Annotated in this window: 26 protein-coding genes and 1 tRNA gene; 8 read left to right on the top strand and 19 right to left on the bottom strand. The window is 41.6% G+C overall.

Annotation, left to right across the window (positions count from 1 at the left end):
• Positions 1-6: 6 nt before the first annotated feature.
• The 6 genes from KJA62_RS01420 to rpiA all read right to left on the bottom strand — a co-directional run bounded on the left by KJA62_RS01420 (position 7) and on the right by rpiA (position 4804).
• Positions 7-813, bottom strand: a complete 807-nt coding sequence (locus tag KJA62_RS01420; RefSeq protein WP_425513835.1) for an ABC transporter ATP-binding protein — start codon at positions 811-813, stop codon at positions 7-9.
• A 27-nt stretch (positions 814-840) separates the two neighbouring features.
• Positions 841-1632, bottom strand: a complete 792-nt coding sequence (locus KJA62_RS01415) for an MlaE family ABC transporter permease (protein WP_213318266.1) — start codon at positions 1630-1632, stop codon at positions 841-843.
• Positions 1629-2957 carry an aspartate aminotransferase family protein gene (locus tag KJA62_RS01410; protein ID WP_213318265.1) on the bottom strand — a complete coding sequence of 443 codons (1329 nt, stop codon included), beginning with the start codon at positions 2955-2957 and terminating at the stop codon, positions 1629-1631. The genes KJA62_RS01415 and KJA62_RS01410 overlap by 4 nt, the downstream gene beginning before the upstream one ends.
• Before the next feature lie 103 nt (positions 2958-3060).
• The gene (locus KJA62_RS01405) at positions 3061-3630 is read right to left on the bottom strand and encodes a YqgE/AlgH family protein (protein ID WP_213318264.1); all 570 of its coding nucleotides are present in this window, start codon (positions 3628-3630) and stop codon (positions 3061-3063) included.
• A 25-nt stretch (positions 3631-3655) separates the two neighbouring features.
• Positions 3656-4093, bottom strand: a complete 438-nt coding sequence (locus tag KJA62_RS01400; RefSeq protein ID WP_213318263.1) for a bifunctional nuclease family protein — start codon at positions 4091-4093, stop codon at positions 3656-3658.
• Positions 4094-4096: 3 nt separating this feature from the next.
• Entirely contained in the window at positions 4097-4804 is a 708-nt protein-coding gene (gene rpiA, locus KJA62_RS01395; protein WP_213318262.1) for a ribose-5-phosphate isomerase RpiA, read from the bottom strand.
• 280 nt (positions 4805-5084) lie between these two features.
• Here rpiA and KJA62_RS01390 point away from each other — a divergent pair, with 280 nt between their 5' ends.
• The 6 genes from KJA62_RS01390 (at position 5085) to KJA62_RS01365 (ending at position 10995) form a co-directional block, all read left to right on the top strand.
• Positions 5085-5837 carry a Nif3-like dinuclear metal center hexameric protein gene (locus KJA62_RS01390; protein WP_213318261.1) on the top strand — a complete coding sequence of 251 codons (753 nt, stop codon included), beginning with the start codon at positions 5085-5087 and terminating at the stop codon, positions 5835-5837.
• Between the two features lie 22 nt (positions 5838-5859).
• The gene (pepF, locus tag KJA62_RS01385) at positions 5860-7686 is read left to right on the top strand and encodes an oligoendopeptidase F (RefSeq protein ID WP_213318260.1); all 1827 of its coding nucleotides are present in this window, start codon (positions 5860-5862) and stop codon (positions 7684-7686) included.
• A gap of 234 nt (positions 7687-7920) precedes the next feature.
• Positions 7921-8229 (top strand): co-chaperone GroES, encoded by a 309-nt coding sequence (locus KJA62_RS01380; protein WP_213318259.1) that lies wholly within the window; start codon positions 7921-7923, stop codon positions 8227-8229.
• Positions 8230-8269: 40 nt separating this feature from the next.
• A complete protein-coding gene (groL, locus tag KJA62_RS01375) occupies positions 8270-9898 on the top strand; it encodes a chaperonin GroEL (protein ID WP_213318258.1) in 1629 nt (542 codons plus the stop codon).
• A 123-nt stretch (positions 9899-10021) separates the two neighbouring features.
• On the top strand, positions 10022-10834 hold the full coding sequence (locus KJA62_RS01370) for a hypothetical protein (RefSeq protein ID WP_213318257.1): 813 nt from the start codon (positions 10022-10024) through the stop codon (positions 10832-10834).
• A gap of 89 nt (positions 10835-10923) precedes the next feature.
• Positions 10924-10995: transfer RNA gene (locus KJA62_RS01365), tRNA-Asn, on the top strand.
• 26 nt (positions 10996-11021) lie between these two features.
• Here KJA62_RS01365 and KJA62_RS01360 read toward each other — a convergent pair.
• Positions 11022-11822: a BPL-N domain-containing protein gene (locus KJA62_RS01360; protein ID WP_213318256.1), complete on the bottom strand. Its 801-nt coding sequence runs from the start codon at positions 11820-11822 to the stop codon at positions 11022-11024.
• A 118-nt stretch (positions 11823-11940) separates the two neighbouring features.
• On the opposite strand from KJA62_RS01360, the gene KJA62_RS01355 reads away from it, so the two are divergent.
• On the top strand, positions 11941-12978 hold the full coding sequence (locus tag KJA62_RS01355) for a DMT family transporter (RefSeq protein ID WP_213318255.1): 1038 nt from the start codon (positions 11941-11943) through the stop codon (positions 12976-12978).
• Between the two features lie 84 nt (positions 12979-13062).
• Positions 13063-15261, top strand: a complete 2199-nt coding sequence (gene recD2 / locus KJA62_RS01350; RefSeq protein WP_213318931.1) for an SF1B family DNA helicase RecD2 — start codon at positions 13063-13065, stop codon at positions 15259-15261.
• Here recD2 and KJA62_RS01345 read toward each other — a convergent pair.
• The 12 genes from KJA62_RS01345 to prfA all read right to left on the bottom strand — a co-directional run bounded on the left by KJA62_RS01345 (position 15243) and on the right by prfA (position 24846).
• Positions 15243-15803: a hypothetical protein gene (locus tag KJA62_RS01345; protein ID WP_213318254.1), complete on the bottom strand. Its 561-nt coding sequence runs from the start codon at positions 15801-15803 to the stop codon at positions 15243-15245. The two genes, recD2 and KJA62_RS01345, sit on opposite strands and share 19 nt — an antisense overlap.
• Before the next feature lie 148 nt (positions 15804-15951).
• Positions 15952-16395, bottom strand: a complete 444-nt coding sequence (locus tag KJA62_RS01340; protein ID WP_213318253.1) for a hypothetical protein — start codon at positions 16393-16395, stop codon at positions 15952-15954.
• Positions 16396-16473: 78 nt separating this feature from the next.
• Positions 16474-18096, bottom strand: a complete 1623-nt coding sequence (gene metG / locus KJA62_RS01335) for a methionine--tRNA ligase (protein ID WP_213318252.1) — start codon at positions 18094-18096, stop codon at positions 16474-16476.
• An 8-nt stretch (positions 18097-18104) separates the two neighbouring features.
• Positions 18105-18395, bottom strand: a complete 291-nt coding sequence (locus KJA62_RS01330) for a hypothetical protein (RefSeq protein WP_213318251.1) — start codon at positions 18393-18395, stop codon at positions 18105-18107.
• Positions 18370-19008, bottom strand: coding sequence for a guanylate kinase (gene gmk / locus KJA62_RS01325; protein WP_425513834.1), 639 nt, complete (start codon positions 19006-19008; stop codon positions 18370-18372). The genes KJA62_RS01330 and gmk overlap by 26 nt, the downstream gene beginning before the upstream one ends.
• Positions 19005-19679, bottom strand: a complete 675-nt coding sequence (locus KJA62_RS01320) for a ribonuclease HII (protein ID WP_281412400.1) — start codon at positions 19677-19679, stop codon at positions 19005-19007. The genes gmk and KJA62_RS01320 overlap by 4 nt, the downstream gene beginning before the upstream one ends.
• Positions 19680-19703: 24 nt before the next feature.
• Complete coding sequence (gene rplS / locus KJA62_RS01315; RefSeq protein ID WP_213318248.1) at positions 19704-20072, bottom strand: 50S ribosomal protein L19; 369 nt, start codon at positions 20070-20072, stop codon at positions 19704-19706.
• A 4-nt stretch (positions 20073-20076) separates the two neighbouring features.
• Positions 20077-21171, bottom strand: a complete 1095-nt coding sequence (trmD, locus tag KJA62_RS01310; protein WP_213318247.1) for a tRNA (guanosine(37)-N1)-methyltransferase TrmD — start codon at positions 21169-21171, stop codon at positions 20077-20079.
• A 12-nt stretch (positions 21172-21183) separates the two neighbouring features.
• Positions 21184-21546 (bottom strand): 30S ribosomal protein S16, encoded by a 363-nt coding sequence (rpsP, locus tag KJA62_RS01305; protein ID WP_213318246.1) that lies wholly within the window; start codon positions 21544-21546, stop codon positions 21184-21186.
• Positions 21537-22880 (bottom strand): signal recognition particle protein, encoded by a 1344-nt coding sequence (ffh, locus tag KJA62_RS01300; RefSeq protein ID WP_213318245.1) that lies wholly within the window; start codon positions 22878-22880, stop codon positions 21537-21539. Before ffh ends, rpsP begins: the two co-directional genes overlap by 10 nt.
• A 65-nt stretch (positions 22881-22945) precedes the next feature.
• Complete coding sequence (prmC, locus tag KJA62_RS01295) at positions 22946-23788, bottom strand: peptide chain release factor N(5)-glutamine methyltransferase (RefSeq protein WP_213318244.1); 843 nt, start codon at positions 23786-23788, stop codon at positions 22946-22948.
• Entirely contained in the window at positions 23785-24846 is a 1062-nt protein-coding gene (gene prfA, locus KJA62_RS01290; RefSeq protein WP_213318243.1) for a peptide chain release factor 1, read from the bottom strand. The genes prmC and prfA overlap by 4 nt, the downstream gene beginning before the upstream one ends.

Here is a 24846-nt window from a genome sequence, read left to right as displayed (position 1 = left end):
AATCCGTTACAAATAAACATTACGTTGAAAAAACTGACTCAACAGGGGATGACTGCCATAATTATTCGATATATCGCGACTTACGTACTCCAAACGCCCCTCATGGTGTATAGCTATCCGATCCGCAACATCCCTCGCTAAGGTCATGTCATGAGTCACCACTATTCCACAAACCCCTTTTTCATTACGCAATCTTATGATCAACTGAGCTATTTCCCTGCTCGTAATTGGATCCAATCCAGAGGTGGGTTCGTCATAAAGGAGAACTTTAGGAGAATACACCATCGATCGAGCCAGAGAAACTCTTTTTCTCATCCCTCCGGAAAGCTCCGAAGGCATACAATCTTCTATTCCTTCCAATCCCACCTCAGATAATGCCTGAGACACCTTATTTCTAATAACTTCTTCTCGCAAATCTTTTTCTTTAGGTAAAGAGTCTTTGTGAAAACGCAAGGGGAAAGCAATATTTTCCTTAACAGAGAGAAAATCAAACAGCGCCCCTCCTTGGAAGACCAGGCCTATGGCGTTTTTTTTTAGCCCTCCCTTATCATTCCTTAGATCAGGAGCATAGTACACTTTCCCTGAATCAGGCTTTTCCAGCCCTACTATGTGCCTTAAAAGGACACTTTTACCTGTCCCCGACTTCCCTAAAATCACCAAAAGTTCCCCTGAAGATAACTCCAAACTGACTTTATCCAATATAAGCTTGTGACCTTTTCGAGCATCTGGATACCTTTTGCTGATACTATCCATAATAATCAATCGATTATGAAATACCCCAGGAAATACTGATGACGATTTCTGATGTGGCATTTTAATAATGCGAAACATACCCCCGCCCTAAACTATCATGTTAAAGATGACTGTGACCAAGCTATTTAGAAAAATTAAAGCCATATATGAAGACACCACAGCAGAAGTCGTCACTGCGCAAACCTCATTGGCAGCTTTGTTGACTTGAAACCCCCTATAACAACCTGTTGAAGTGATTACAAAACCAAAAATCAAGGATTTTACTAATATTATAACTACATCATCATGCCCAATATTTCCTAAGACCATACTCCAGTACTCAGAACTTCCCATGTGAAATCCCGCCACACAAAGAAGCCACCCAGACAAAATCCCCGCCCAAGAAGAAACAATGGATACTATAGGAGTCACCAGTATACCAGCCAAAATCCTCGGAAGAGCGAAGTATTCAAGGGGATTGACTCCCATTGTCCTCATAGCACATGCTTGCTCCGTCATTTGTATGGTGCCGATAAAAGCAGCTATCGCCCCCCCAACACGACCAGCTAATATCAACGCAGTGAGAACAGGTCCTACTTCTACAAGCATACTTTTGACAACAAAAAAACCTATGGCGCAGGACAACCCATGAACTCCTAACTGATAATACGACTGAAACGACAGAACTACTCCAGTAAATCCTCCCGTTAGCATCGCAACAGGGAGGGAAGAGACCCCAATTTCATAACACTGATGAAGAAAGGCACTTACCGTGTGTCTCCTCAAAGAGAAAGCTTTCGCTACAGAATAAACGAAATACACCCATCTCCCAATACCTTCAGGTAGATAACAAAGAAAAGCTAAACACTTCAAAAAAACCCCTTTTGATCTTTCTTTCATGCAATGTCCATACTATTCGTATCAAAAGTCTGTAAAAGGGCACGACAAATCTTTTCTGAAGCCATTTCCAACGCGGGAAGATCATGCGCAGCTGAAATAAAATTCACTTCAAAAGGCGATGGGGAAAGATAAATTCCTAAATCGAATACATTCCTGTAGAAAAGAGAAAATTTATTAATGTCACAAGAACTAGCCATTTCAAGATTAGTCACAGGAGAGTCCAAAAAGAAAAACCCAAACATAGATCCTTCACTGACAAGTTGAACCGGTAAAGAACGACGGAGAATTAAGGAACGTATCGGCTCAAGAAGAGTCTCTGACGCAACCGAAAGATTAGAGTAAAAAGAAGGTCCTAAACAAGCTTGTACAGAAACATATCCTGCCACCATGGCTATAGGATTTCCCGACAATGTCCCCGCTTGAAAAACTTGCCCCTGGGGAGATAAATATTCCATAAGCTCTTTTCTTGCCATGATGGCTGCAACAGGGAAGCCTCCCCCGATAATTTTTCCAAAAACACGAATATCAGGGCTCCAACCTAAAATTTCGGCAATCCCTCCTGCCTTCAATCGATACCCAGTGACGACCTCATCAGTGACTAAGAGGCACCCATATTTACGGCAACTAGTATTTATCTCCTTAACAAACTCTTCAGTCGGAGCAATAAGCCCCATATTGGCAGCTATGGGTTCCACAATGATGGCTGCTATTTGATCTTTAAAAAGCTCCATGCAAGTTCGCAACCCATTCACGTCGTTGTAGTGTACCGATAACAAAGGAAAATCCCCCCATAAGAAAGACTTATCCACTCGACCTTCAACGATGTCCTCTATGAAAGAGTCCTTCATCAACACATCCGCATGACCATGATACCCACCGACAAATTTCACTATTATCTGCCTTCTAGTAATACCTCTGGCTAGTCTGACTGCCGTCATGGCAGCCTCTGTCCCAGAAGAAACAAACCGCACCTGGCAGTCAGAGCACTCTGGAATGGACAACAAGAGCTCCGCAAAACGAATTTCCTGGCAAGAAGTTAATCCGTACGAAGTCCCTAGCCCCAAAGCTGCTGAAACAGCAGAGACCGTATTAGGATGCGCATGGCCATGAATTAAAGATCCCCAGGAGCAGCAAAAATCTACAAACTCTCTTCCATCAGCCGAAACAATGGTGTACCCCTGAGCACTGGCGACGACTGGAGGCGTAATCCCAACAGCTTTACAGGCTCGTACAGGAGAGTTCACTCCTCCAGGGAAAACCCTTTGAGCTCGAGAAAAGGAGTATTGACAAATTTCTTTTTCTTGGGGGAGACAAAGACTAGGCATTTTCTCTAACCACTTTTTATGAAAAGAAAAACAAATTTTAGAAGTGAAAAAAGAATAATGCAAGCAATAGCCTTAAACAAGAGCTGTTTTAAGCAATAAAAATTTAGTTTAACGATAGATTTTCCGGAACAGTCGCCAAAGATGCATATCTAGCACCCATTTCCCTCAAAAGATCTTCCCACAAAGACCCCGGATTGGATTCAAAAATCTTTTGAGAAGATGCGGGACAAGTAAACCATAATCCTTCCAAAAACTCTTTTTCTAATTGCCCTCCCTGCCATCCTGAATAACCGAAGCAAAGACATAGAGAAGGACTTGTCGGATCAGAGGCTATTTCTTGCAAAAAATTAACATCTCCACCCAAATAGACGGAAGGGCAGATTTCTAGTGTCTGGTCTGGTATATGCCCACGGGTATGCAACAACATCATCTGGTTAGCTTGAATAGGGCCACCCATACAAAAGCGCGCATTCTCATTAGTTACATTTTCCAGAGAAAAAATTTCATCAGATAAATCCAACGCTAACGTTCTGTTCAACATCAGTCCGAAAGATCCAGCAACACTATGCTCGCAAAGCAAAATTACACTACGAGAAAAAACGCTTTTATCCATATCTGGAGAGGCTACAAGAAAAACACCTTTTTTCAGAGATACATAAGATTTTTTAAGCATATTCTTTTCCATCTATCAATAGAATCTATTCTTCATAGCGTACGACATTTTCAAAAACACTTTGCAAACAAAACACCGGAGCTTTATTCGCTAGTGCTAAAGGGATGCTATCACTAGGACGAGCATCGATCTCTACAATCCTCGATATCCCTTCCGTAAAACAAGGCTCAAGAAAGATCCGACTATAAAAAACATTATCTCTGTAGTCATTAATCAAAACGTAAAGCACTCTAACGTCTAATCCAGAAAGTATAAAATTTAGCAAATCATGAGAAAGAGGTCTGGAAGGATCTTCTTCTCTTTCTACACTAGACCGAAAACAAAAAGATTCCGCCATAGAGGGATGGCCGTATATAGCAAATTTTTTCTCACTGTTCCCCAAAATAATTCCTGCGTAGTTACGAAAACTTACAAGCTTTTGAAAAGTCAAAGGTACAAAAGGCGTAGCCTTACTCAGATTCATTCCTTACCCTTTTTTTTGCGAAATCTTTTTCCGAATACTTCCATCCATAGCACCAACCCAAACCTCGTATTCACCAATAACCAAACCCACTTCGATGACACCGGGAACCGCTAACATCTTGTTTATATCTTCTTGTGGATTAACAAATTGCCTTGGGAAACTAATGTCAAATATAGGATTTCCATTATCGCTAAAAACAATCTCGTTATTTTTTCTACGAAAATCCCCAGAGTATCCTATTTCGCTCAACTGGCGAATGGTTGCATTGGCTCCAAAACGTAAAATTTCCACGGGAACCCCAAAAGCTCCTAAAACATCTACCTCTTTAGTTTCATCAACCAAAATAATCGTCCGAGAAGAGGAAGACATAACTATCTTCTCTCGAGTCATGGCTCCTCCTCCACCTTTGATCAATCGACAAAAAGGATCCACCTCATCTGCACCATCAATCGTCAAATCCAGCTGTGGATAATCAAAGTTTGACAACAGCCTAATCCCCAGCTGAGTTGCTAGACGCTCCGAGGAAAGTGAAGAAGCCACAGCCTCTACGACAAGCTTTTCCTCCCTTACCCTTACCGCTAACTCATTGATAAACAACGAAGCCGTAGAGCCAGTCCCCAGACCGATAAACATCCCAGAAGCAACTTCCTGTGCAGCCTTTTTAGCTAAAACCCTTTTTAGCTCTGACTGTTTATTAGAATCAAGAACCATAGACAAAAATATTCATTAAAATTGAAGGCATAACGAAAGCATAGGAGAAGAAGTAGAGAATCTCAATGAAAAAAAACTTTCTTCTAGCAACACTAAAACAAGAAAAATGTTTCGCAAAATCAACAACCAAAAGAAAGAAAAATCTTTTACTAAATTCTAAGAATTTCAAGCAAAATAAGGTCTTTCTAGACAAGGAATTAAGAAAGTGTTTTTTATTTCAAAAAAACTGAAAATGTCGTTTAATCAGCAGCTCTTGGTTTTTCAAAAGATTCCTGTACATATGCTGGTTAAAGAACTCCTTGACGCTTTGGACTCGTTGCTTACCCCTCACCTGTTCAAAGACTGTTGCCCCAATGGATTGCAGGTAGGCAAAGAGCAGGCCCCGGTAGGTCAAGTCGCTACAGCCGTGACAGCCGATCTAAGAACCATAGAGCTTGCCGCAAAAACTGGAATTCAAACTCTAATAGTGCATCACGGAATTTTCTGGCCTGGACTGCGCACTCTTACGGGACATCTGTTTGTCAGAGCACAAGCGTTGATATCTCGAAATATCAACCTGATAGCGTATCACTTACCCCTGGACGCACACCCTATTTTGGGCAATAATGCCGGGGCTGCTAAAGCTTTGGGATGGAGTCAAATATCCCCTTTTGGCCCTCCCTCTTTAAATATCGGTGTTTCAGGTCAGTTCCCCCCAATGCCCGTAGAGAAATTTCAAAACCTCCTCTCCGATTATTACGGAAGTAAAGCTTTAGCCTGTGTCCAGGCTGGAAAATCTGTTGTTTCTTCTGCAGCCCTCATTTCGGGAGGGGCTTATAAAGAAATTTCTTTGGCAGCAAAAGAAGGCTTCGACTGTTTCATTACAGGGAATTTCGATGAACCTGCGTGGTCCCTTGCTCACGAAGAACGTATCAACTTCTTTGCTTTCGGACATACAAATACAGAACGGATAGGGGTGAAGCTATTGGCAACCTACATTCAAAAAGAGTTTTCCCTACCAGCAGTATTTCTCGATACAGACAACCCATTCTAACCCACCAGGCGAGGACAGACACATGACAGCAACCACAAACCTAAAAGGCAAAAAAGAAAAGGTGTTGCCCAGATCTTCCATAGAAGAAAAAGACACGTGGGACATCACTCAAATGTTCCCCAATGTTGAGGCATGGAGAGAAGCCTTCTCTTCCTTATCTCAGGACCAATCCTCTACCATTTCACAAAAAAAATACACCCTTTCTGACCCTAACTCAGTCAAGCAACTTCTAGAAAACCTGTTTACAAGACAACGAGCCGTAGAGAAGCTCTACGTGTATGCACACCTAGCTTATGACCAAGACATTACGAACAAGGAATCTGGGGAAAATTATAAAGCTATAACACTGTTCTATACACAATTCAGTGAAGAAATTTCTTGGATACGCCCGGCCCTTGTACACCTTCCCTTGGAAACAATTGAAGTACTACGGTCGGCTCCTCAGTTATCAAACTACAAGTTCTACTTAGAAAAAATTTTCCGAGCAGCAGAACACACAGGAACGGAGAGGGAGGAAGCGATCATAGCTTCTTCAATGTCTGCTTTAGATGCCACAATGAAAGCGTTCTCTTCCCTCAATGACTCTGAAATTCCTTTTGGTCAAGCAACGGATTCCAAAGGGGAATCTCATCCAGTTTCTCATGCCCTCGCTTCTTTATACATGCAATCTACAGATAGGGAATTAAGAAAATCAACTTACTTCTCTCAGAGAGAACGTTATTTAAATTACAAACACACCTTCTCCAATCTGTTGTTCGGGCGTGTTAACGCACACTGGTTTTTGGCTAAAGCATCTAAATTTTCTTCCTGCATAGAAGCAGCGCTCTTTACAAACAACATCCCTGTTGATGTCTACACGAACCTAATAGAATCAGTAAAATCAAACATCAACACTACTAGCAGATACTATAGGATCAAGAAAAAAGCCCTGGGCTTGGATACTTTCTTTGCTTATGACATCTACGCGCCTATCTCCGAGTCCACCCAAAAAAAGTATAGTTACGAAGAAGCCGTGGCCTTGACCTTAGAAGCATTGCAACCTTTAGGCAAAGATTACTTAAATAAACTTCATCAAGGGATCACGACAGATCGTTGGGTAGACAGATACGAAAACCTCAACAAGAGGTCCGGCGCTTACTCCTCCGGATGCTATGACAGTATGCCTTACATTCTTCTGAACTACACAGGAACCGTTTATGATGTCTCTGTCTTAGCTCATGAGGCTGGTCACAGTATGCATACCCTATACAGCGTGCTTAACCAATCATACCAAAATGCTCAATACCCGATATTTCTTGCAGAAATAGCCTCTACTTTGAACGAAATGCTTTTGATGCAGCATCTAATTAAGATGGCTGAAAGTAAAGACGAGAAAATTTCTCTAATAACAAGAACATTGGATACCATTTTTGCTACGCTAGTTCGTCAAACAATGTTTGCGGATTTCGAGTATCAAATACATTCTGCCGTGGAGAAAGGTATTCCTTTAACTCCGGACTTCTTAAGTCTCACCTACGGAAACTTGCTTAAAGGATACTATGGAGATAGCATTTGCTGGCCAGAAGACATTGCTATTGAATGGGCTAGAATCCCCCACTTTTATTATAATTTCTATGTATATCAATACGCTACAGGCATCATAGCCTCCCTTTCTTTTGCAGAAAGAATTTTATCTGGTGAAGAAGGGTCTTTAGATGATTACCTAACTTTCCTAAAAAGCGGTGGTTCTAATTTTCCTCTAGATATTCTAAAAAATTCAGGTTTAGACATGTCTAGTATAAAACCTTCGGAAAAGGCCTTTTCATTTATTACTAAATTATTGAATGAACTAGAACAGCTTTTAGCTTAACATTCTCTTGAAGTGTCGGCCAAGAGTCGACACCTTTTTCAAAATTCCACGCCTTTATTTGGGTGAGTTTTTTTCAAAAGAAAATTCTTCTTTCTTGAATTTTCAAGTGTTTTTTTGATTTTTAGCAATTGTCAAGTTTTAGTGCTAATAGTGTTGCCTAAAAATTTCTACTTTTGCTATCGTGACTCCCTAAAAAAGAAGGACAAAAACACTGTTTACGAAGGAGAGGTAAGTATGTCCGATCAATTGACAACTCTCAAATTAAAGCCTCTTGGAGATAGAGTTTTAGTAAAACGAGAAGGAGAAGAGGATACTGTTAGAGGTGGTATTATACTCCCTGATACAGCAAAGAAAAAGCAAGATAAAGCTGTCGTAGTGGCTTTGGGAACAGGCAAACGTAATGATAACGGAGAAACTGTTCCTTTCGAAGTTCAAGTCGGAGACGTAGTCCTTATGGACAAGTACGCAGGACAAGAAGTTTCTGTTGAAGGCGAAGAATTCGTTATTTTGCAAGCCAGCGAAATTATGGCCATAATCAATTAATTAAAAATTGGATAAGATTATCTTTTAAGGAGCACGTGCGATGGCAGCAAAAAATATTAAATACCATGAAGAAGCCAGATCAAAAATGTTAAAAGGGGTTAAAACCCTCGCTGATGCTGTTAAGGTTACTATGGGGCCTAAAGGGCGACATGTCGTTATTGACAAGTCTTTTGGATCCCCTCAAGTTACTAAGGATGGTGTCACCGTAGCAAAAGAAATTGAGCTGGAAGACAAACATGAAAATATGGGCGCGCAAATGGTTAAGGAAGTCGCCAGCAAAACAGCAGATAATGCGGGCGATGGTACAACCACAGCAACCGTCTTGGCCGAGGCTATTTATTCTGAAGGACTCAGAAACGTAACAGCTGGCGCCAATCCTATGGACATCAAAAGAGGGATAGAAAAAGCAGTCAAAACTGTCGTTTCAGAGCTAAAATCCATCAGTCGCCCTGTCCAAAATCATACAGAGATAGCCCAGGTAGCTACCATCTCAGCTAACAATGATCCAGAAGTTGGAAAAATGATAGCTGAAGCCATGGAGAAGGTTGGGAAAAACGGGTCTATCACAGTTGAAGAAGCTAAAGGTTTCGAGACAGTTTTGGACGTTGTAGAAGGTATGAGCTTCAACAGAGGGTACCTTTCTAGTTACTTTGTGACGAATCCAGAGACGCAGGAATGTATCTTAGAGGATGCTTTTATACTTCTCTACGAAAAGAAAATTTCTGGAATTAAAGAGTTCTTACCAGTACTGCAAGCTGTTGCCGAAAGTGGCCGTCCTCTTCTCATTATCGCCGAGGATATCGAGGGTGAAGCTTTAGCTACTCTAGTTGTCAACAGATTACGAGCTGGGTTCAAAGTCTGTGCAGTTAAAGCCCCCGGCTTTGGAGACAGAAGAAAGGCGATGCTAGAGGATATCGCTATACTAACTGGTGGTCAAGTCGTTAGCGAAGAGTTGGGCATGAAACTGGAAAACACTAACATCCAAACTCTTGGCAAAGCGAAAAAGGTTATCATTAAGAAAGAAGATACTACCATTGTCGAAGGATTGGGATCTAAAGATGATCTTAACGCTAGATGCGAGACCATTAAAAAACAAATCGAAGATAGCACTTCCGACTATGACAAAGAAAAATTACAAGAGCGTCTAGCTAAGTTGGCTGGGGGTGTCGCTGTTATCAGAGTGGGCGCTGCGACAGAGATTGAAATGAAAGAGAAAAAAGACAGAGTGGAAGATGCTCAACAAGCAACGGTAGCTGCCGTTGAGGAAGGAGTCCTTCCCGGTGGTGGAACAGCTCTTCTGCGCTGCTACCCAGCTTTGGAGAAGTTTATTCAGACCATCAATAACGAAGACGAGAAGATCGGCGCCTCAATTGTGCTGAAATGTTTGTCAGCTCCCCTAAAGCAAATTTCTGCCAATGCAGGAAAAGAAGGAGCAGTGATATGCCAACATGTTCTTTCTCTGTCAATGAATGAAGGGTACGATGCCCTCAATGATCAGTATGTAGACATGTTCCAAGCTGGAATTTTAGATCCAACCAAGGTAACTCGTTCTGCTTTGGAAAGTGCAGCATCTATTGCTGGAATGCTATTAACAACAGAAGCCTTGATTGCGAATCTCCCTGAAGAGAAATCAGCAACTCCAGCAATGCCAGCAGGTATGGACTACTAATCTAATAATTAGTAGCAAAATCTACGGCGAAAGGGCTCCCTTCTTTAAAAAGACGGGAGCTTTTTTTATTTCCTAATTTCTTCTCTTAATCTATCTTATAGAAAAGTTTCTAGTTCCGTAACTATGTTTAGGTTTTTAAAAAATCTTCTCTTTATTTTTCTGTGTGTTTTCTTCTACTTTTGGATGAAAAAAGAAAAGATGACGGAACAATGGCTGTCTTCAAATCTTAAGACTACAGTCACCGTCGGCAGAGTCTCTTTAGGAATGTCTACCTTAAAAATTCGGAACCTTCGCATTCATAATTCAGTATCAGACGAAAGGTTTCCATATATGCTGGAAAGCGAACAAATAATCGTGAAGTTCTCCCTTCCCACTATGTTACTTTCTAAAAAAATCGAAATAGCCGAAATTACTGTTAAAGGTTCTACTATTTCTTTGTTCTCATATTCTCAAGACCCAAGGGCAAATAACTTATCCTTATTTTTAATGAATTTGGAAGGCGGACATACTGCCCAAAGCAAACGACCTTCTTCTACTTACGAACCCGCACATGACTTTAGCTTCATTAACCAAAGATACCTCCCTGTATTTATCAAACGCTGCTTATTTTTTAATACTCGTTGCTACTCCACGGTAAACCCTAACAAAGAATTCTCTATAAGTGCCGTCCCTTCCATGGAATTTCTTGGAAAAATAGATTCTATCCCCACGCCCCAACAGGCCGTGAAGGCATTACTGTGTTTATCCATAGAAGAAAGTTGCCTCCATCTGGGTGTAAAGCTCAATCCCTCACAAAATTTACTAAACCAATCTCTTGCATTTTTCAATTCTAACTCTCCATTGCTAGGAACTATCGCCAACAATAGAGATTCTCGATCTTTGCTCTCCACTCCAAAAGATATTCCCAACTTTCTACGAGAATTGTTAACTCGATAACCTCTTGGACAAAAAGTCGTTAATCAAAAAAAATACGTGCTTCAGGGTTTACTTTTTTTTTGTATTTTCATAAAATTCGGGCTTCTTGTTCCGGAGTAGCTCAGCGGTAGAGCAGTGGACTGTTAATCCATTGGTCGTTGGTTCGAACCCATCCTCCGGAGTTCCTCTTGAATCCCTCTGCGTTTGACTACAGGGCTGGGGCGCCTTCTCTCTCTAGTAGTTTCGAGAATAGTCCTCTATCAAAGGTTTCTAGCACTCCTTGATTTCCCGGCGTCGCAATCTGTTCCTTAGTTTTCTGAACGTGGGGGTCTCGTATCCTACACAGATCGGGCTGGTATTCGAAGTGCACTCCTGAAAGAACTACTGATCCAGCCCCAATTTTAGCAGAAATGATAGCAGCTGGGGATCCTTCTATATCCGAATAACGACCCTCTACAACAATCCCAGGGAATTTATCTGCTTTATCAAAATAACACCCTCCGTGAAACAAAGACGAAAAAACAGTTTTGGTCCCAGCCAAAGTTGTTTGTAACTCTAAGAACGCCGGCCTTACCCCTCGAAAATCGTGGTAAGAAAATCCCCCACCATAGGCAGGCCCAACCGCTGTTCCAGGGAAAAACCGCAAGTCTCTGGCTTCGTCGATAATATTTTTCTTCGGTTCTGTTTCTTCGAAATATACAAAAGCCGATGCAAAGTAAGCTCCAGCGCAAATACCCAAATAACTACCACCACCTTCAACGAAACCTCGTATCCTACTAGTCCCTCTCCCAGATAACCTGCGATGATAAGGACGATCAGCTCCTCCAGGCATAACTAAAAGCACCGCACTCTCCTCCCAAAATGGATTATCTTTGAGATAGGAGTCATTCACTCGATTCACAGAGATCTCCTCTGAAAAGTGGGAAATATTACGGTTTAGATATCTAACCACATGCCTTAAAAAATAAGCCGAAACGCCTTCTCCCGAATAAACAAGAATATTTTTCATGCTAATCTATTGTCCAATACCGTCCGTGACACAGTTTTCTACTCTTCTAAACAGCATATATGATAGAATGTCTTATATCTCTTTAGAAGAAAAACATTAGCATCCACGCAGGAGAGACATGTCCACAAACCTACCTAAATCCTCTGGCAAAGCGTTCTCCCTAGGGGGATGTTTTTCTGCCGTAACTGCTTGTTTCTACTGGGGTATAGTTTTTGTTATCCCTTCCTTCCTCAGTCACTTTCATGACACAGAAATCGTTCTGTTTAGATACCTTACTTACGGAATTTTTTCCCTCATAACTTCTATTATTTACTCTAAAAAAATTTTTTACTCCTTCCCTAAAAAGGTTTGGGTTAAAGCTTTTATTTGGTCTACTGTCATCAATCCTATCTATTACTTGGGAATAGTTGCCGCTATTCGGTTAGCTGGCTCAGCTATTACGGTCATAATAGCAGGGTTAACACCGGTCGGAGTTCTTATCTGTGCGAATATTCGAAAAAGAGAGCTTCCTCTCAGTCTATTGCTTGGGATAGTGTTGATCACTACCTTAGGAGTTATCCTCTCCAATGTCTCTGAATTCCGTGGTGAAGTTACTGAAGGCGTATTGCAAAAAATTGTGGGTATTGCTTGCGTTCTGACCTCGACGGCCATATGGGTGGCATACGTTATCTCTAACGAGAGTTTAGTCAAAAGTCATGAAGATATGACTCCGGAAATTTGGGGACGAATGTTTGGAATTTGCGCATTAATCGTTTGTGTCCCTCTTTTAGCTCTCTGTAACTGGTTGGGATTCGCCTCCACTCTACATTCTTTTGCGACAGCAAGCACTAAAGATGTATACCTATTTTTGATCCTTACAACAATATTAGGCATCTTCTCTTCTGGACAAGCCATCAACTTGTGGAACAAAGCTTCCCTTTCTTTACCCTCTTCTGTTTTAGGATCTATGCTTGTTTTAGAGCCCCTGTTTGGACTTATTTTGTCGTTTCTTCTCGTATCAAAAACATTTCCTTCTTTAATGGAAAGCGTTGGCATACTTCTCATGTTGACAGGCAGCCTGGCGGGCACTCTCCTGTCAGAACATGGCACAACACTCTCTGTTCCTCCAAAGGAGGCTCTTGAAAATAAAGAGTTCTCAGAAGAATTAGTAGATTAAAAAATCACTAACCTTTACCGTATCCCAGTCTGGGTTGTGGGGTCTTTTTGCCTTCCGTATCTTCGCAAACAATCGATATGGCATATGGAGAAGATTTTTGGTTCTCTTAAACAATTCGTTTCCAGTGAGGAAGACATTTCAAACCGACCTCCTACGGCTCTCTTTTATACTCCCTACCAATCTTCTCCCGTCACCATTATAGGGTCTCCCCTGACATCAGATTTGCTGGGGAAAGAACTAATTCTCTCTGGCATCTGGAAAGTTTCCGGAGACAGCAAGGTAGAGTTCCATGTACATGCTGTGGAAAAATCAATCGCTTCTGAAGCCAGAGGCGTTTTTAATTATCTCACCTCTAGAATGGTAAAAGGCATTGGACCAAAAATTGCCGAAAAAATTGTTGAAAAGTTTCAAGAGAAAGCAGCCTTTATCCTAGATGAAGCGCCAGAGAGACTCTTACAAATTCCAGGTATAAGTATCTCCAAACACGCTGCCATCTGCAAACAACTTAACGAACAAAAACCTCTTCGGTCTACTCTTCTTTTCCTTCAACGCTATGATATTCCCATCCACTATGGGCGAAAAATTTACAACAAATATAAGGAAACTTCTATAGAGAAAATTCGTAGCGATCCTTTCATCCTAGCGAGAGAAATTGACGGAATAGGTTTCAAAACGGCCGATCTGGTAGCGACCAAACTGGGTTACCCACCCACTTCTGATAAGCGCATCGCTTCTGGAATCCTGCACGCATTGGAAGAAATTCAAGAAGAAGGTCATACTTGCGCCCCATCCGAAGTATTGGTAGAAAGGTCTTTGTCTCTACTCAATGGGAACTTTCCAGAAAAGATTGTTTCTTCAGAAATGGTCCTGAGGAATATAGCTCTTCTCGAAGAACAGAAGAAGCTTTTTGTGCAAAGGGCGGGAGAAACAGAGACCGTGTGGTCTAAGTACCTATATCAATCAGAACAAATGATTGCCCAAGACATTCGTAGAATATTATCCTCTCCGAAAAACCTAAGAGAAATTAATTCCTTAAAAGCTTTGGAATGGGTTGAAAATAAACTAAATCTAAAACTGGCTACTAAACAACGAGAGGCGATTTCTTTCTCCTTCAAAGAGAAGTTGCACATCATTACCGGAGGACCTGGAACAGGGAAAAGCACTATCACTAAGGCTATACTTCAAATTTTTGAAAGAATTACCAATAAAATTATCCTAGCAGCTCCAACAGGTAAGGCTGCCAAGCGCATGGCAGAAATTACAGGAAAACACTCGGTTACTATTCATAGTCTACTTCAGTATGACTTCCAAACAAAATCCTTTAAAAAAAATCGCAATAACCCCGTAGATTGCGATCTTGTAATCGTCGATGAATCTGGAATGATCGATACTATGCTCATGTGCCAGTTTCTTAAGGCCTTGCCCGATCACGTTATTCTCATTTTAATCGGAGATGTTTACCAACTTCCTAGTATAGGTCCCGGTAACGTCTTAAAAGATCTTATTGATTCTTCTTTTATACAGGTGACCACACTTAACGAGATCTTTAGGCAACTGCAAGACTCTGGAATAGTAACCAACGCTCACAGAGTGAACGAGGGCCTACTCCCAGAACTCTATAGCAAAAATGCCAAGAAGGATTTTCTCTTCTATTACAAAAAGGATCCTCAGGAGATAGCTGACCTCATTGTCGACCTGATCACAAAAACTATTCCAGAAAAATATCACATATACCCCAGAGATATCCAAGTTCTCTCTCCCATGAAAAAAGGTGTTTTAGGGATTATGAACCTCAACAAATCTATTAAACAAGCCTTAAACCCAAGCACACAATTCATCTCTAAGAAACTTGAGAATTATTCTGTGGGAGACAAGGTAATGCAAATACGCAACAATTACCTCAAGGAAGTCTTCAACGGTGACATAGGATACATCACCCATATCGACTTTCAGAGTAAAGAGATGTCTGTAAACTATGACAACCGGGCCGTCTCCTACTCCTACTCGGACCTAGACGAACTAACTTTAGCATATGCCGTGTCTGTTCACAAATACCAAGGAAGCGAAAGTCCTTGCGTCATCGTTCCCATACACACATCACACTTCGTCATGCTTTACCGAAACCTCCTCTACACGGCCATCACAAGAGGAAAAAAACTCGTGATACTCGCCGGGACACCTAAGGCCATTGCAATCTCTGTATCCACAAACAAAGGCAACCAGCGCTGTACAGGGTTAGGACGAATTCTGGAAGCTACCAACACTCAGGTAGCTTCCTCTTGATCCTTAGAGCTCTGAGATGCTTTGTCATCATTTACAGACTTAGTCTCCCCTTCTTCGGAGACTTTCTGGCTTCGCTCTCCTTCTTCTGCTTTACTCTCCTCTAAAGTCTCATTTTTCTCTTCTTCCCAAAGAGGCTTCACGTGATCTATAATCGTCTCGACAATTTGAGAAACTGATTCGCCTTTGGAACCTTTGAAAAAAGGTCCCACAAACCCTACGATTTTCGTAAACACACCTGCCAACTGGCCAGGCTTGGAACCAATAAGCTTTTTCTTCAATACCATTTTAATGAGAAAATAGGCGCAAAGTACAACTAGAGTCAAATTTAAAGCAAAACCAAGAAAAGTCGGCACAGACAGAACTAAGGTTGCGGAATTAGCTACCAAAACGGCAAAATTAATGGTCAACAATGCAACGATAACTAAAGTCTTCCTACCACCTTTTTCCAACTTTTCCACCCTATCTAAAAGGGTTTTTTCAGACGTATTTAAAGAGGAAAGCACTTCCCCAGAAAGAGCTGCCATACCCTGAACTAAAGACATAAAAACCTCCAAGTAACCGTGGAAAGTTTCGTGACTAACAGGAATTAACCACCTTTTTCTAAAGAAAAGACCCCTGAAAGAACCCAGAGGCCAGAAAACTCAGACTTTTCTGCTTACACTACTGAGTACTAACTTTTTGAGAAACCACCTAATGCGATGCTTCTGACTTTTCCAAAAGTACGGTAGAATAACTCCCAACTCCAGAAGCGACTCTACCAGAAAAGAATACACAGTCCCTACCAGAAAAAGCCGTCATCAGCAACAGCAAGGAGAACAACGAAGCAGTCATTTCAAGAACAAAAAAAGCAGTCAACACAACTGCAGAGGTAACACCGACTAAACTAATAGACGCGACACTTAGAAGAGCTAACGTAACCGTAGCTATAAGGTAAGCAACTAATCGTTGTGTCTTCGTTATTCGTCCCTGCTCATCAGGAGAACGAGTCAAATTAGCATACAAAGACTTGTATCCATTAACGATTCCTCCTAAGCCAGACCTTATCCAACACCTCGACTTCCTAGCCGATTCCTCAGAACCATTACCAGAAGCACTAGAAGTACCTGTAGCAGCATCAACATTTTTCAATCCCATGATGATCCTCCTTTGAAAAAAGGCGCGATTCTAGGATTATCAAAATAAAAAAGCAAAAAATTTCCAGCCAAATCCATGCTAGAGACAAGAGAACAGGTGCTCTGGACAACCTATTTTGAAATGCTCCAGACAGTTTCCTAAGAAATCTTGCGTCCACAACCCATGGTAAGTATGAGAGATACCCAGCATTTTCAATATCCGTTCGGAAGTGTCAGGCATAATGGGGTAGGCTATCAGTGCTAACAATTTCATACAAAAGCAAGCATTAAATAAAACTTCTTCTACTTCGTTTCTATTACCTTCCTTGAGTAATTTCCAAGGAGCCCTATCATTAAAATAAATATTGCCCAGAGAAGCTAACTCCATAATGAGGGACGTCGCTCTTCTAAGAGAAAACTCTCTGTATGCTTCTTCTGTTCTTTTCACCACATCTAAACAGTTAACACTAAACCTAACATCTCTCTTTATTTTGTGAAGTTCTGTAAACCCATTTTTGTACGCAAACGATAATACCCGATTGCAAAAGTTGCCAAACTTGCCAACAAGATCCGAATTACAGCGTTGTTTAAAGTCTGCAAAAGAAAATTCGCTGTCAGCACTTTCTGGAGCAGTGGCAGCCAACACATACCTTAATTTATCCACAGGGTGTTCATTAAGAAACTCCTCCATATCGACATAATTACCATCAGACTTGCTAAACTGCTTGCCTTCAAGAAGGTAAAATTCAGATGCTACTAATGCATCAACTTTTTTGTAAGGCTGGTTTTGCCCCATCTCCATCGAAGGAAAAATAACTGCGTGGAAAGGAACATTGTCTTTCCCAACAAATTGAACATACTCCACATTGGGATCTAACCAATACTTCTTCCACGCATCTCCATTACCTATACGTTCTGCCCAATCTTTGGAGGCGCTTATGTACCCAATAGGAGCGTCAAACCATACATAAAAAACTTTACCCTTACCTTCTCCCGGAACAGGAATCCCCCACTCTAGATCCCTAGTAATCGCCCTTTCTCTCAAAGAGTTCACATAACTAACAACAAAATTCTTTATATGATTTTTGGTTCGCAAATTACCCAAGAATTCCAGCAAAGAATCCTTAAACTTCTCTAACTGCAAAAAAGAATGTTCTGTTTCTTTAAAAGACAACGTAGCCCCAGTTAACTTAGAGCGAGGCGCTATAAGCTCCGTAGCTTCATAAGAAGCTCCGCACTGCTGACACTCGTCACCTCGGGCAGCCCTGAAATGACAAAAAGGACATTCCCCTTCTACGTATCTGTCTGCTAAAAACCTTTGCTCCTGTTCGCTATAAAGCTGTTGAGTTTTCTTTTTTGTAATAAATCCATTGTTTTTTAAATCAGTATAAAACTGACTAACAAACTCTTGGTGATAGGGATTTGTTGTCCTAGAAAAAAAATCAAAAGATATATTCAATCGCCGGAAAGTGTTCCTGTGCAATTGGTGATAATGATCCACATATTGCTGAAAGGGAATTTTTTCTTTTTCAGCATTAAGCGTGATAGCAATACCATATTCATCTGATCCACAAATAAACAAAACATCATCCCCAAGCAGTCTACGAAATCTAGCGTAACAATCGCTAGGCAGATATGCTCCTGAAATGTGCCCAAAATGAAGCGGCCCGTTAGCATACGGAAGCGCTGCGGTAATTAGAACTCGGGATCCAGAATTTTCCATGATTACGATTATTTGACATCACTCCAAGCGTACGCAGAAGGATCCTTTTTTCTGTAGGAAGATCCGGTAGAGATTCCTTTACTACAATTCTCATTACTTTTATTTTCGAGAATTTCTTCACCTCCTAAAACGAAGTCATCTCTGCCTAGCAATTCTAAAATTTCGATTGCAGCATTTGAAGTCCTAACATCTCCTCTCTGCATTCTAATTTTAGCTTGTTTGATTGCGCAATTAACTAAAACAAAAGGACTTTCAAACTTTTTATTTAGTTTCTCATTTGTTAAAGTTCCTTTGCCCATGACCACTCCTATTTTCTTCCTCTATAAAAACACCTACTAAAGCTTGATAAGCTTCACTCAAGTTATCATTAACTATAATATAATCAAACTGGCTTGCGGCCTTAAGCTCCTCCGAGCTCCTCAGAAGACGTTCGGAAATCTGCCACTCTTCTTCACTACCCCTCTCCCTAAGCCGACGACGAAGCTCATCTACCGAGGGCGGAGCTATAAATACGGACACAGCCGGCATCACCATCTTAATTTTTACGGCCCCCTGAACATCTATAACAGCTACAGCATGCCGACCAGAAGAAAATATCCTAGAAATCTCTCCTTTCCCTATGCCATAGTAATTGCCAAAAAGGAACACCCATTCTAAAAACTCTCCGCTCTTAACTCCAGCTTCAAATCCCCCTTTAGAAAGAAAATAATAATCTCTTCCTTCCTTTTCGTTTTCCCTAGGAGACCTGCTTGTTGATGTCACAACCTTTTCTAAAGAATTGGGATAGGAGGTTTCGAGCATTCGAACCAAAGTCGTCTTTCCAGCTCCAGCCGGAGCGCTGATGATGAAAAGCCTCGGTTCACAAAGCGCTTCAGTCGAAGAAACAGGATGCTTTAAGATATACTCCACTATACAACTCCGCCTTCCAAAGCTTTCCTAACGGGAGAAAAACTACGTCTATGAAAAGGGCTCGGTCCGTATTTTTTTAAAGCTTCCAAATGTTTAGCTGTTCCATACCCCTTGTGATCTTTAAAACCATACTCAGGACACTTTCCGTGCAACTCCGTCATAAGATCATCTCGATATTCTTTAGCTATGATAGAAGCCGCTGCTATAGAAGCCGAGAGGGAATCCCCCTTCACAATTTTGCGGACCAAGACATCGCTCCTCCCTGGAATAGAGAGAGCCAATCCATCGATAAGAATACAGTCAGGAACAACTCTAGATGACCGTATAGCCTGAAGCATTGCAAGCTTAGTTGCCTCTAAAATATTAACTTCATCGATAACTCGGACATCAACCACTCCCAAAGAAAAACAAACGTCAGGATCACTTTGCAAAAGATCCCTAAGCCTTCTACGCTTGTCTCGAGTCAACTTTTTACTATCATCCAAGCCGAGGAATTCCTTCCCTAAAGGCAAGACACACGACGCAGCGACCACAGGACCAGCCAGAGGTCCTCGTCCAACCTCATCGACCCCCATCACAACAGAAAACCCTGATAGCAAGGCCTCCCTTTCCAGAGAAGTCATAGCAAAAAACTTTTCTCTTAAGACCTCTAAACTAGTTCTTTGAAGACCCAAGAAACTTCTCCTAAAATAGCAAACCTAAGCTTTGCTTTTCGCTCCCTTAGAGCCGACGTATTCACGAATCTTAGCAGCTTTACCAGTTTTTCCTCTTAGGTAGTAGAGACGAGAGCGACAAACCTTTCCTTTCTTTACAACTTCAATCCCTACGACCTTAGGACTATGGAGCAAAAAACTTTTCTCCATACCTTCACCATAAGCTACTCTATGCAAAGACACAAACTCTCCTGCACCCCCGCCTTTTCTAGCCATGACAGTCCCTTGAAATACTTGAACTCTTTCTTTTCCTCCTTCAGAAATCTTTGTAGCTACTCGTATCGTATCACCCACAGAAAAGTCTGGAATGTCGCTTTTGCATTGTTCTTTTTGTAACTCTTCCAATATGTTCATAAGACTAACCTCTAAGCTTTCCCTGGTCCAAAACCAACGTCCAACAATTACCCTCCGGATCTCTAGCCATAAAACACCCACAACTAGCATCCCACTCTATAAAAGCTTGCGAATAGCTTCTCCATCTATTCGCACAGCGCAAAAAACTACCTTCGTCACCGAAGATCAAACTTAATTTTGAAACTTCCAGAGGGGAAGTGGCAAGCTTCAAGATTACACTAAACCCTCTTTTTAAAGAAATTATCACTTCAAAATCAGAACTAAAAACTACTCTCTCCTTACCAAACACCTTCGAGTAAAATTTCCCAGCAACAACAATATCCGAAACCTCAACTATTACTGAACCAGCAAGTATAGCATCTTCCGACTCACTTAACAGCCCAACCGGAGTCTCATTCTCCTTCTTGGAAAGATTTGTAGATCTGAGATACCTAGCATACAAATCGGGTCTTTTACTTTTTGTTGCAGCAACCTGTTGCTCTCGTCTCCATTTTTCAATCCTACAACGATCCCCGTTGAGAAGAACTTCAGGAACTCTTTCTCCTAAAAACTCCCGAGGCCTAGTGTACTGAGGACCTTCCAGAAGATTGTTTTCCAAAGAGTCATTGTCTGCGCTTTCCGCATTACCCAAAACACCGGGGACAAACCTAACCACAGACTCTACCAAAACCAGTGCTGGAGCCATGCCACTCATCAGCACATAATCCCCAATACTAATCTCCTCATCCACTTCTAAATCCAAAGCCCGTTGGTCGACTCCCTCATAGTGCCCGCAGAGAACCACGAGATGAGAGCATTGAGAGAGCTCTCTACTTTTCTTTGCAGTTAACACCTCCCCCTGAGGAGAAAGATATATCACTTTACTGTCCTGAGTCCGAACTCGTCGAATCGAAGAAACCACAGGTTCCGCCATAAGGAGCATCCCTCCTTCTCCACCAAAAGGGACATCATCAACTTGCTTCCATCTCCCAAGACCAAAGTCCCGAATATTATGAGCATAGAAAGAAAGCACCCCCTTGGAGATAGCCTTGGAAAGAATCCCCAATCGAAGCGGGCTCTCGAAGAACTCGGGAAACAAAGATAAAACATCAATCCTCATTTCCCAAAAAATCTACTTGCTTGCAGGCTCTTGAACGCGACTCTCTCTCTTTTCAGACAATCGCTTGCGGTAGGCTCTTCGTTTCTTACACAAAACAGCTCTACGCTCCAGTTTCCTGGCGAGATACTCTTGATAAACCCCGGGAGCTCCTCTTTTGACCAAAACGGAAGCTTTCTCAGTAAGTTCTGCCCCTTGAGACAACCAGTAAAAAATACGCTCACCGTGCAACTTATAATTTACTTGCCCTCTAGGATCATACCATCCTAACATTTCGACATACTTACCATCTCTAGGAGAACTAGTCTCCGTAAGAACGAGTCTATATACTACGCCATTTCTCCGACCTTGTTGTCGTAAACGGATTTTTAGCGCCACTTGTTTCCTCCGCTCATTTTCTTTTTCATTTGCTCAATTTTCTCCTTGGTCATCCCTTTAAAAAACTTTTTAGATTGAGCCATCTTCTTTCGAAACTGATTGACATCACCTAGGGTAACGCCAGCACCAAGAGCTATCCTCTTCATGCGCCTCATATCAAGGGCGACCAACTCCTTCCTTTCTTCAGGAGTCATCGATAATATCATGGCTTCTGTTTTCGTAAACTCTTTTTCCGAAGCCTCTAACTCTTTTTCTTTCGGATTCCCCCCAAAACCTGAAAACATTTTTACAATTTTTCTCAAGGGACCCATCCGTCGAAAAACTTTCATTTGCTTATAATAATCTTCGTAAGTAAAGGTCGCTTTAACAAGCTTTTTCTCAAACTCTTGATCTTCTTCTTCGGAAACAAGCTCTCTCATTTCCTTCATGAATCCCCGCATATCTCCTATGCCAACGATACGATCGGCCATAGATTCAGCATCAAACTCTCTAAGATCCTGTATTCTCTCCCCACAACCCTCAAATTTAATAGCTTTACCAAGAAACTCTTTAATGGAAAGAACACTCCCTCCCTTGGCATTACCATCGGTCATTGATAAAATAATTCCGGTAATACCAATCTTATCATCGAAAGCTTTAGCAACTTTAACAGCATCTTGCCCCATGGCAGGATTCATCACAAACAACCTTTCCCCTTGAGGAACTTTTTTGTGCAGCAATTCTAGCTCTCCCATTAATTCATCATCAATGCTCTGCCTACCCGCAGTATCTAAGATAACGATGTCGTAACCTTCTCTTTTGGCTTCCTCCATGGACTTTTCTACCACAGATAATGGGCTACTATCTCCCTCAGGGTCAAAAACATTAACCCCTGCCTGGGAACCCAAAATTTTAAGTTGTTCAACTGCTGCAGGCCTCTTCAGGTCGCAAGGCACCAAAAAAACTTTCTTCAACTTTTTTTTAGATAAAAACAAAGCCAGCTTTGCGGCCGTTGTAGTCTTACCTACTCCCTGGAGACCGCAAAGAAGAATCACCCCGGGCTTTCCTGTTAAGAAAAGCTCTTGATCCGAACTAGACAACAGAGAGACAACCTCCTCCCTAACGTGAGACAGAAAGACCGCCCCGGGATCCCCGCTCTTGACCAACTCTCCCCCAGAAACCCTAGCTCTTATAGTAGCTATCAAATTTTTAACTGAAGAATAGCCGACATCAGCTTCCAAAAGCGCCAACCTGATCTCCCTGACAGCCTCTGAAAGGCTCTCGTCGGTGACACGTTTAGCCCCCGCAAAAGAAGAAAAAACCTTAGATAACTTCTGAGACAGATCCCCAAACATTGGCTACGAGAATAAAGAAAAGACACCACAGGATACTAGAAAAAAACTTCTTATTCAAGAAAAAATCATCGAAAAATTTGAATAAAACGATCTCTACCAAACAAATCCTTATCTACGGTCACGGACGAGCAACCAGAGGTGGAAAATAATTCTCTAAGCTTCTCGCCTTGAGAACTTCCTATCTCTAGCCATCCCACACCACCTATAGCCAAAAACTCATTCAAGCCTTCTGCTATTTGATAATAAAACCCATACCCATTCTTCGGAGCTACTAGAGCTAGCCAGGGCTCTTGACAGCGAACTTCTGGCTCCGCATTCACAACCTCCTCATAAGACAAATAAGGAGGATTACAGACAAAAGCATCGCAGGTGGAACGAAAAGGAGAAAAAAGATCCCCCTTAAGAACCTCCACATCCAAGTTATTCTGCTTTGCGTTTTTCCTTGCCACCTCCAAAGCTTCAGGACAAACATCAGACAACACTACATGAATCTCTGGAAATTTTTTTTTAACAGTTAACCCTAAGCAACCGCTCCCACAACAAACATCCCTAAACTCTCTGATACTAGATCTATGATCGCGCAGGTAGGCACAAATTTTGCTAGCCAACAACTCTGTTTCTTGACGAGGAATTAGAACCTTGGGAGAAACTATCAACTCCAGATTATCAAAAAACGTGCTCCCCACAATATATTCCAAAGGCACCCTTTGGCTACGACTCCTGATACAGAGAAAGTATTCCTCTACTTCTTCTGCCTGCAACTCAATAATACCGTCCAGATCAGAAAGCTTAGATAACTTCTTTAGGCGTAATAAAAGCCACCTAGCCTCCTTTTCTGGGTAAGAAACCCCATTATTTCGGAGAATAGCAGAACCTTGGTCCAAAATTTCTTGCACCTTCCTATTCATGCTTCTATCTTCTTTTGATAAAAGAATCTAACCAGAGCTTCAGTAACACAGTCTAGATCCCCTTCCATCACCCTATCCAAGTTATACAGCGTTAAATTGATTCTATGATCCGTGATTCTATTTTGAGGAAAATTGTATGTTCTAATTCTTTCAGATCTATCCCCACTACCAACCTGAGATAATCTTAAAGCAGACTCTGCTTCCATCCTTTTTCTGGCTTCAGCCTCTCGTACCTTTGCATTTAAGATTCTCATAGCCTTATCTTTGTTTTTATGCTGACTCCTCTCGTCTTGACATGTAACCACCGTCCCTGTCGGTATATGTGTGATACGAACAGCAGAATCTGTCACGTTAACATGCTGGCCTCCAGCTCCGGAAGCCCTAAATGTATCGATTTTTAAATCTTTTTCATCGATCACGATATCCGTCTCTAAAGGCTCTGGAAGAACCGCTACGGTAATAGCTGATGTATGAACTCTCCCCTGAGTCTCTGTTTCAGGAACCCTTTGCACTCTGTGAGTACCAGCCTCATACTGAAGCAACCGCTTAACTCCCACTCCAGAAACTCCCATTACATACTCTTTATATCCCCCTACCGAAGATTCTGACACAGACAATATCTCCGTTTTCCATCCTTTAGCAGAAGCATATAGCAGATACATTCTCACGCAATCTCCAACAAAAAGAGCTGCTTCATCTCCTCCTGTACCGGCCCTTAATTCCATAATTACATTTAGGTCATCGTCTGGATCTGGGGGAACTAGAAGACTTTCTAATTTTGCAAACAATGTCACTAATTGAGCCTCTATAGACAAAAGCCCGCCTTCCAAAAGATCTATTATTTCTTGATCCTTCTCTAATAGCAACGCATCGCGGTCATCTTGAGCTATCTTTTTTAGGCGTTCTATTTCATCCACAACATTCTTGATTCCAGATAAATAAGCATGTTCTTTTGTTAATTTTTCGTACTCTTTGGGATCCCCGAACACATTTGGATCTGCAAGCAAATTCTCTACTTCTCGCAATCGATTTATACAAATAGAGACCCTTCCTTCCAT

Source organism: Chlamydiifrater volucris (assembly GCF_902806995.1).
Lineage (GTDB): Bacteria > Chlamydiota > Chlamydiia > Chlamydiales > Chlamydiaceae > Chlamydiifrater > Chlamydiifrater volucris.
Note: the sequence above shows the minus strand (reverse complement) of the source record. Positions and strands in the feature narration are given on the sequence as shown.

What these genes read in the sequence shown, in the direction of transcription:
- KJA62_RS01410 (WP_213318265.1), bottom strand. Translation starts at nt 2,957, where the DNA reads ATGCCTAGTCTTTGTCTCCCCCAAGAAAAAGAAATTTGTCAATACTCC.
- KJA62_RS01400 (WP_213318263.1), bottom strand. Translation starts at nt 4,093, where the DNA reads ATGAATCTGAGTAAGGCTACGCCTTTTGTACCTTTGACTTTTCAAAAG.
- rplS (WP_213318248.1), bottom strand. Translation starts at nt 20,072, where the DNA reads ATGAACATATTGGAAGAGTTACAAAAAGAACAATGCAAAAGCGACATT.
- prmC (WP_213318244.1), bottom strand. Translation starts at nt 23,788, where the DNA reads ATGAATAGGAAGGTGCAAGAAATTTTGGACCAAGGTTCTGCTATTCTC.
- pepF (WP_213318260.1), top strand. Translation starts at nt 5,860, where the DNA reads ATGACAGCAACCACAAACCTAAAAGGCAAAAAAGAAAAGGTGTTGCCC.
- KJA62_RS01340 (WP_213318253.1), bottom strand. Translation starts at nt 16,395, where the DNA reads ATGGGATTGAAAAATGTTGATGCTGCTACAGGTACTTCTAGTGCTTCT.
- KJA62_RS01390 (WP_213318261.1), top strand. Translation starts at nt 5,085, where the DNA reads ATGCTGGTTAAAGAACTCCTTGACGCTTTGGACTCGTTGCTTACCCCT.
- KJA62_RS01405 (WP_213318264.1), bottom strand. Translation starts at nt 3,630, where the DNA reads ATGCTTAAAAAATCTTATGTATCTCTGAAAAAAGGTGTTTTTCTTGTA.
- KJA62_RS01360 (WP_213318256.1), bottom strand. Translation starts at nt 11,822, where the DNA reads ATGAAAAATATTCTTGTTTATTCGGGAGAAGGCGTTTCGGCTTATTTT.
- groL (WP_213318258.1), top strand. Translation starts at nt 8,270, where the DNA reads ATGGCAGCAAAAAATATTAAATACCATGAAGAAGCCAGATCAAAAATG.
- KJA62_RS01345 (WP_213318254.1), bottom strand. Translation starts at nt 15,803, where the DNA reads ATGTCTTTAGTTCAGGGTATGGCAGCTCTTTCTGGGGAAGTGCTTTCC.
- recD2 (WP_213318931.1), top strand. Translation starts at nt 13,063, where the DNA reads ATGGAGAAGATTTTTGGTTCTCTTAAACAATTCGTTTCCAGTGAGGAA.
- prfA (WP_213318243.1), bottom strand. Translation starts at nt 24,846, where the DNA reads ATGGAAGGAAGGGTCTCTATTTGTATAAATCGATTGCGAGAAGTAGAG.
- KJA62_RS01380 (WP_213318259.1), top strand. Translation starts at nt 7,921, where the DNA reads ATGTCCGATCAATTGACAACTCTCAAATTAAAGCCTCTTGGAGATAGA.
- trmD (WP_213318247.1), bottom strand. Translation starts at nt 21,171, where the DNA reads ATGAGGATTGATGTTTTATCTTTGTTTCCCGAGTTCTTCGAGAGCCCG.
- KJA62_RS01330 (WP_213318251.1), bottom strand. Translation starts at nt 18,395, where the DNA reads ATGGGCAAAGGAACTTTAACAAATGAGAAACTAAATAAAAAGTTTGAA.
- KJA62_RS01370 (WP_213318257.1), top strand. Translation starts at nt 10,022, where the DNA reads ATGTTTAGGTTTTTAAAAAATCTTCTCTTTATTTTTCTGTGTGTTTTC.
- KJA62_RS01415 (WP_213318266.1), bottom strand. Translation starts at nt 1,632, where the DNA reads ATGAAAGAAAGATCAAAAGGGGTTTTTTTGAAGTGTTTAGCTTTTCTT.
- ffh (WP_213318245.1), bottom strand. Translation starts at nt 22,880, where the DNA reads ATGTTTGGGGATCTGTCTCAGAAGTTATCTAAGGTTTTTTCTTCTTTT.
- rpiA (WP_213318262.1), bottom strand. Translation starts at nt 4,804, where the DNA reads ATGGTTCTTGATTCTAATAAACAGTCAGAGCTAAAAAGGGTTTTAGCT.
- KJA62_RS01355 (WP_213318255.1), top strand. Translation starts at nt 11,941, where the DNA reads ATGTCCACAAACCTACCTAAATCCTCTGGCAAAGCGTTCTCCCTAGGG.
- KJA62_RS01420 (WP_425513835.1), bottom strand. Translation starts at nt 813, where the DNA reads ATGCCACATCAGAAATCGTCATCAGTATTTCCTGGGGTATTTCATAAT.
- metG (WP_213318252.1), bottom strand. Translation starts at nt 18,096, where the DNA reads ATGGAAAATTCTGGATCCCGAGTTCTAATTACCGCAGCGCTTCCGTAT.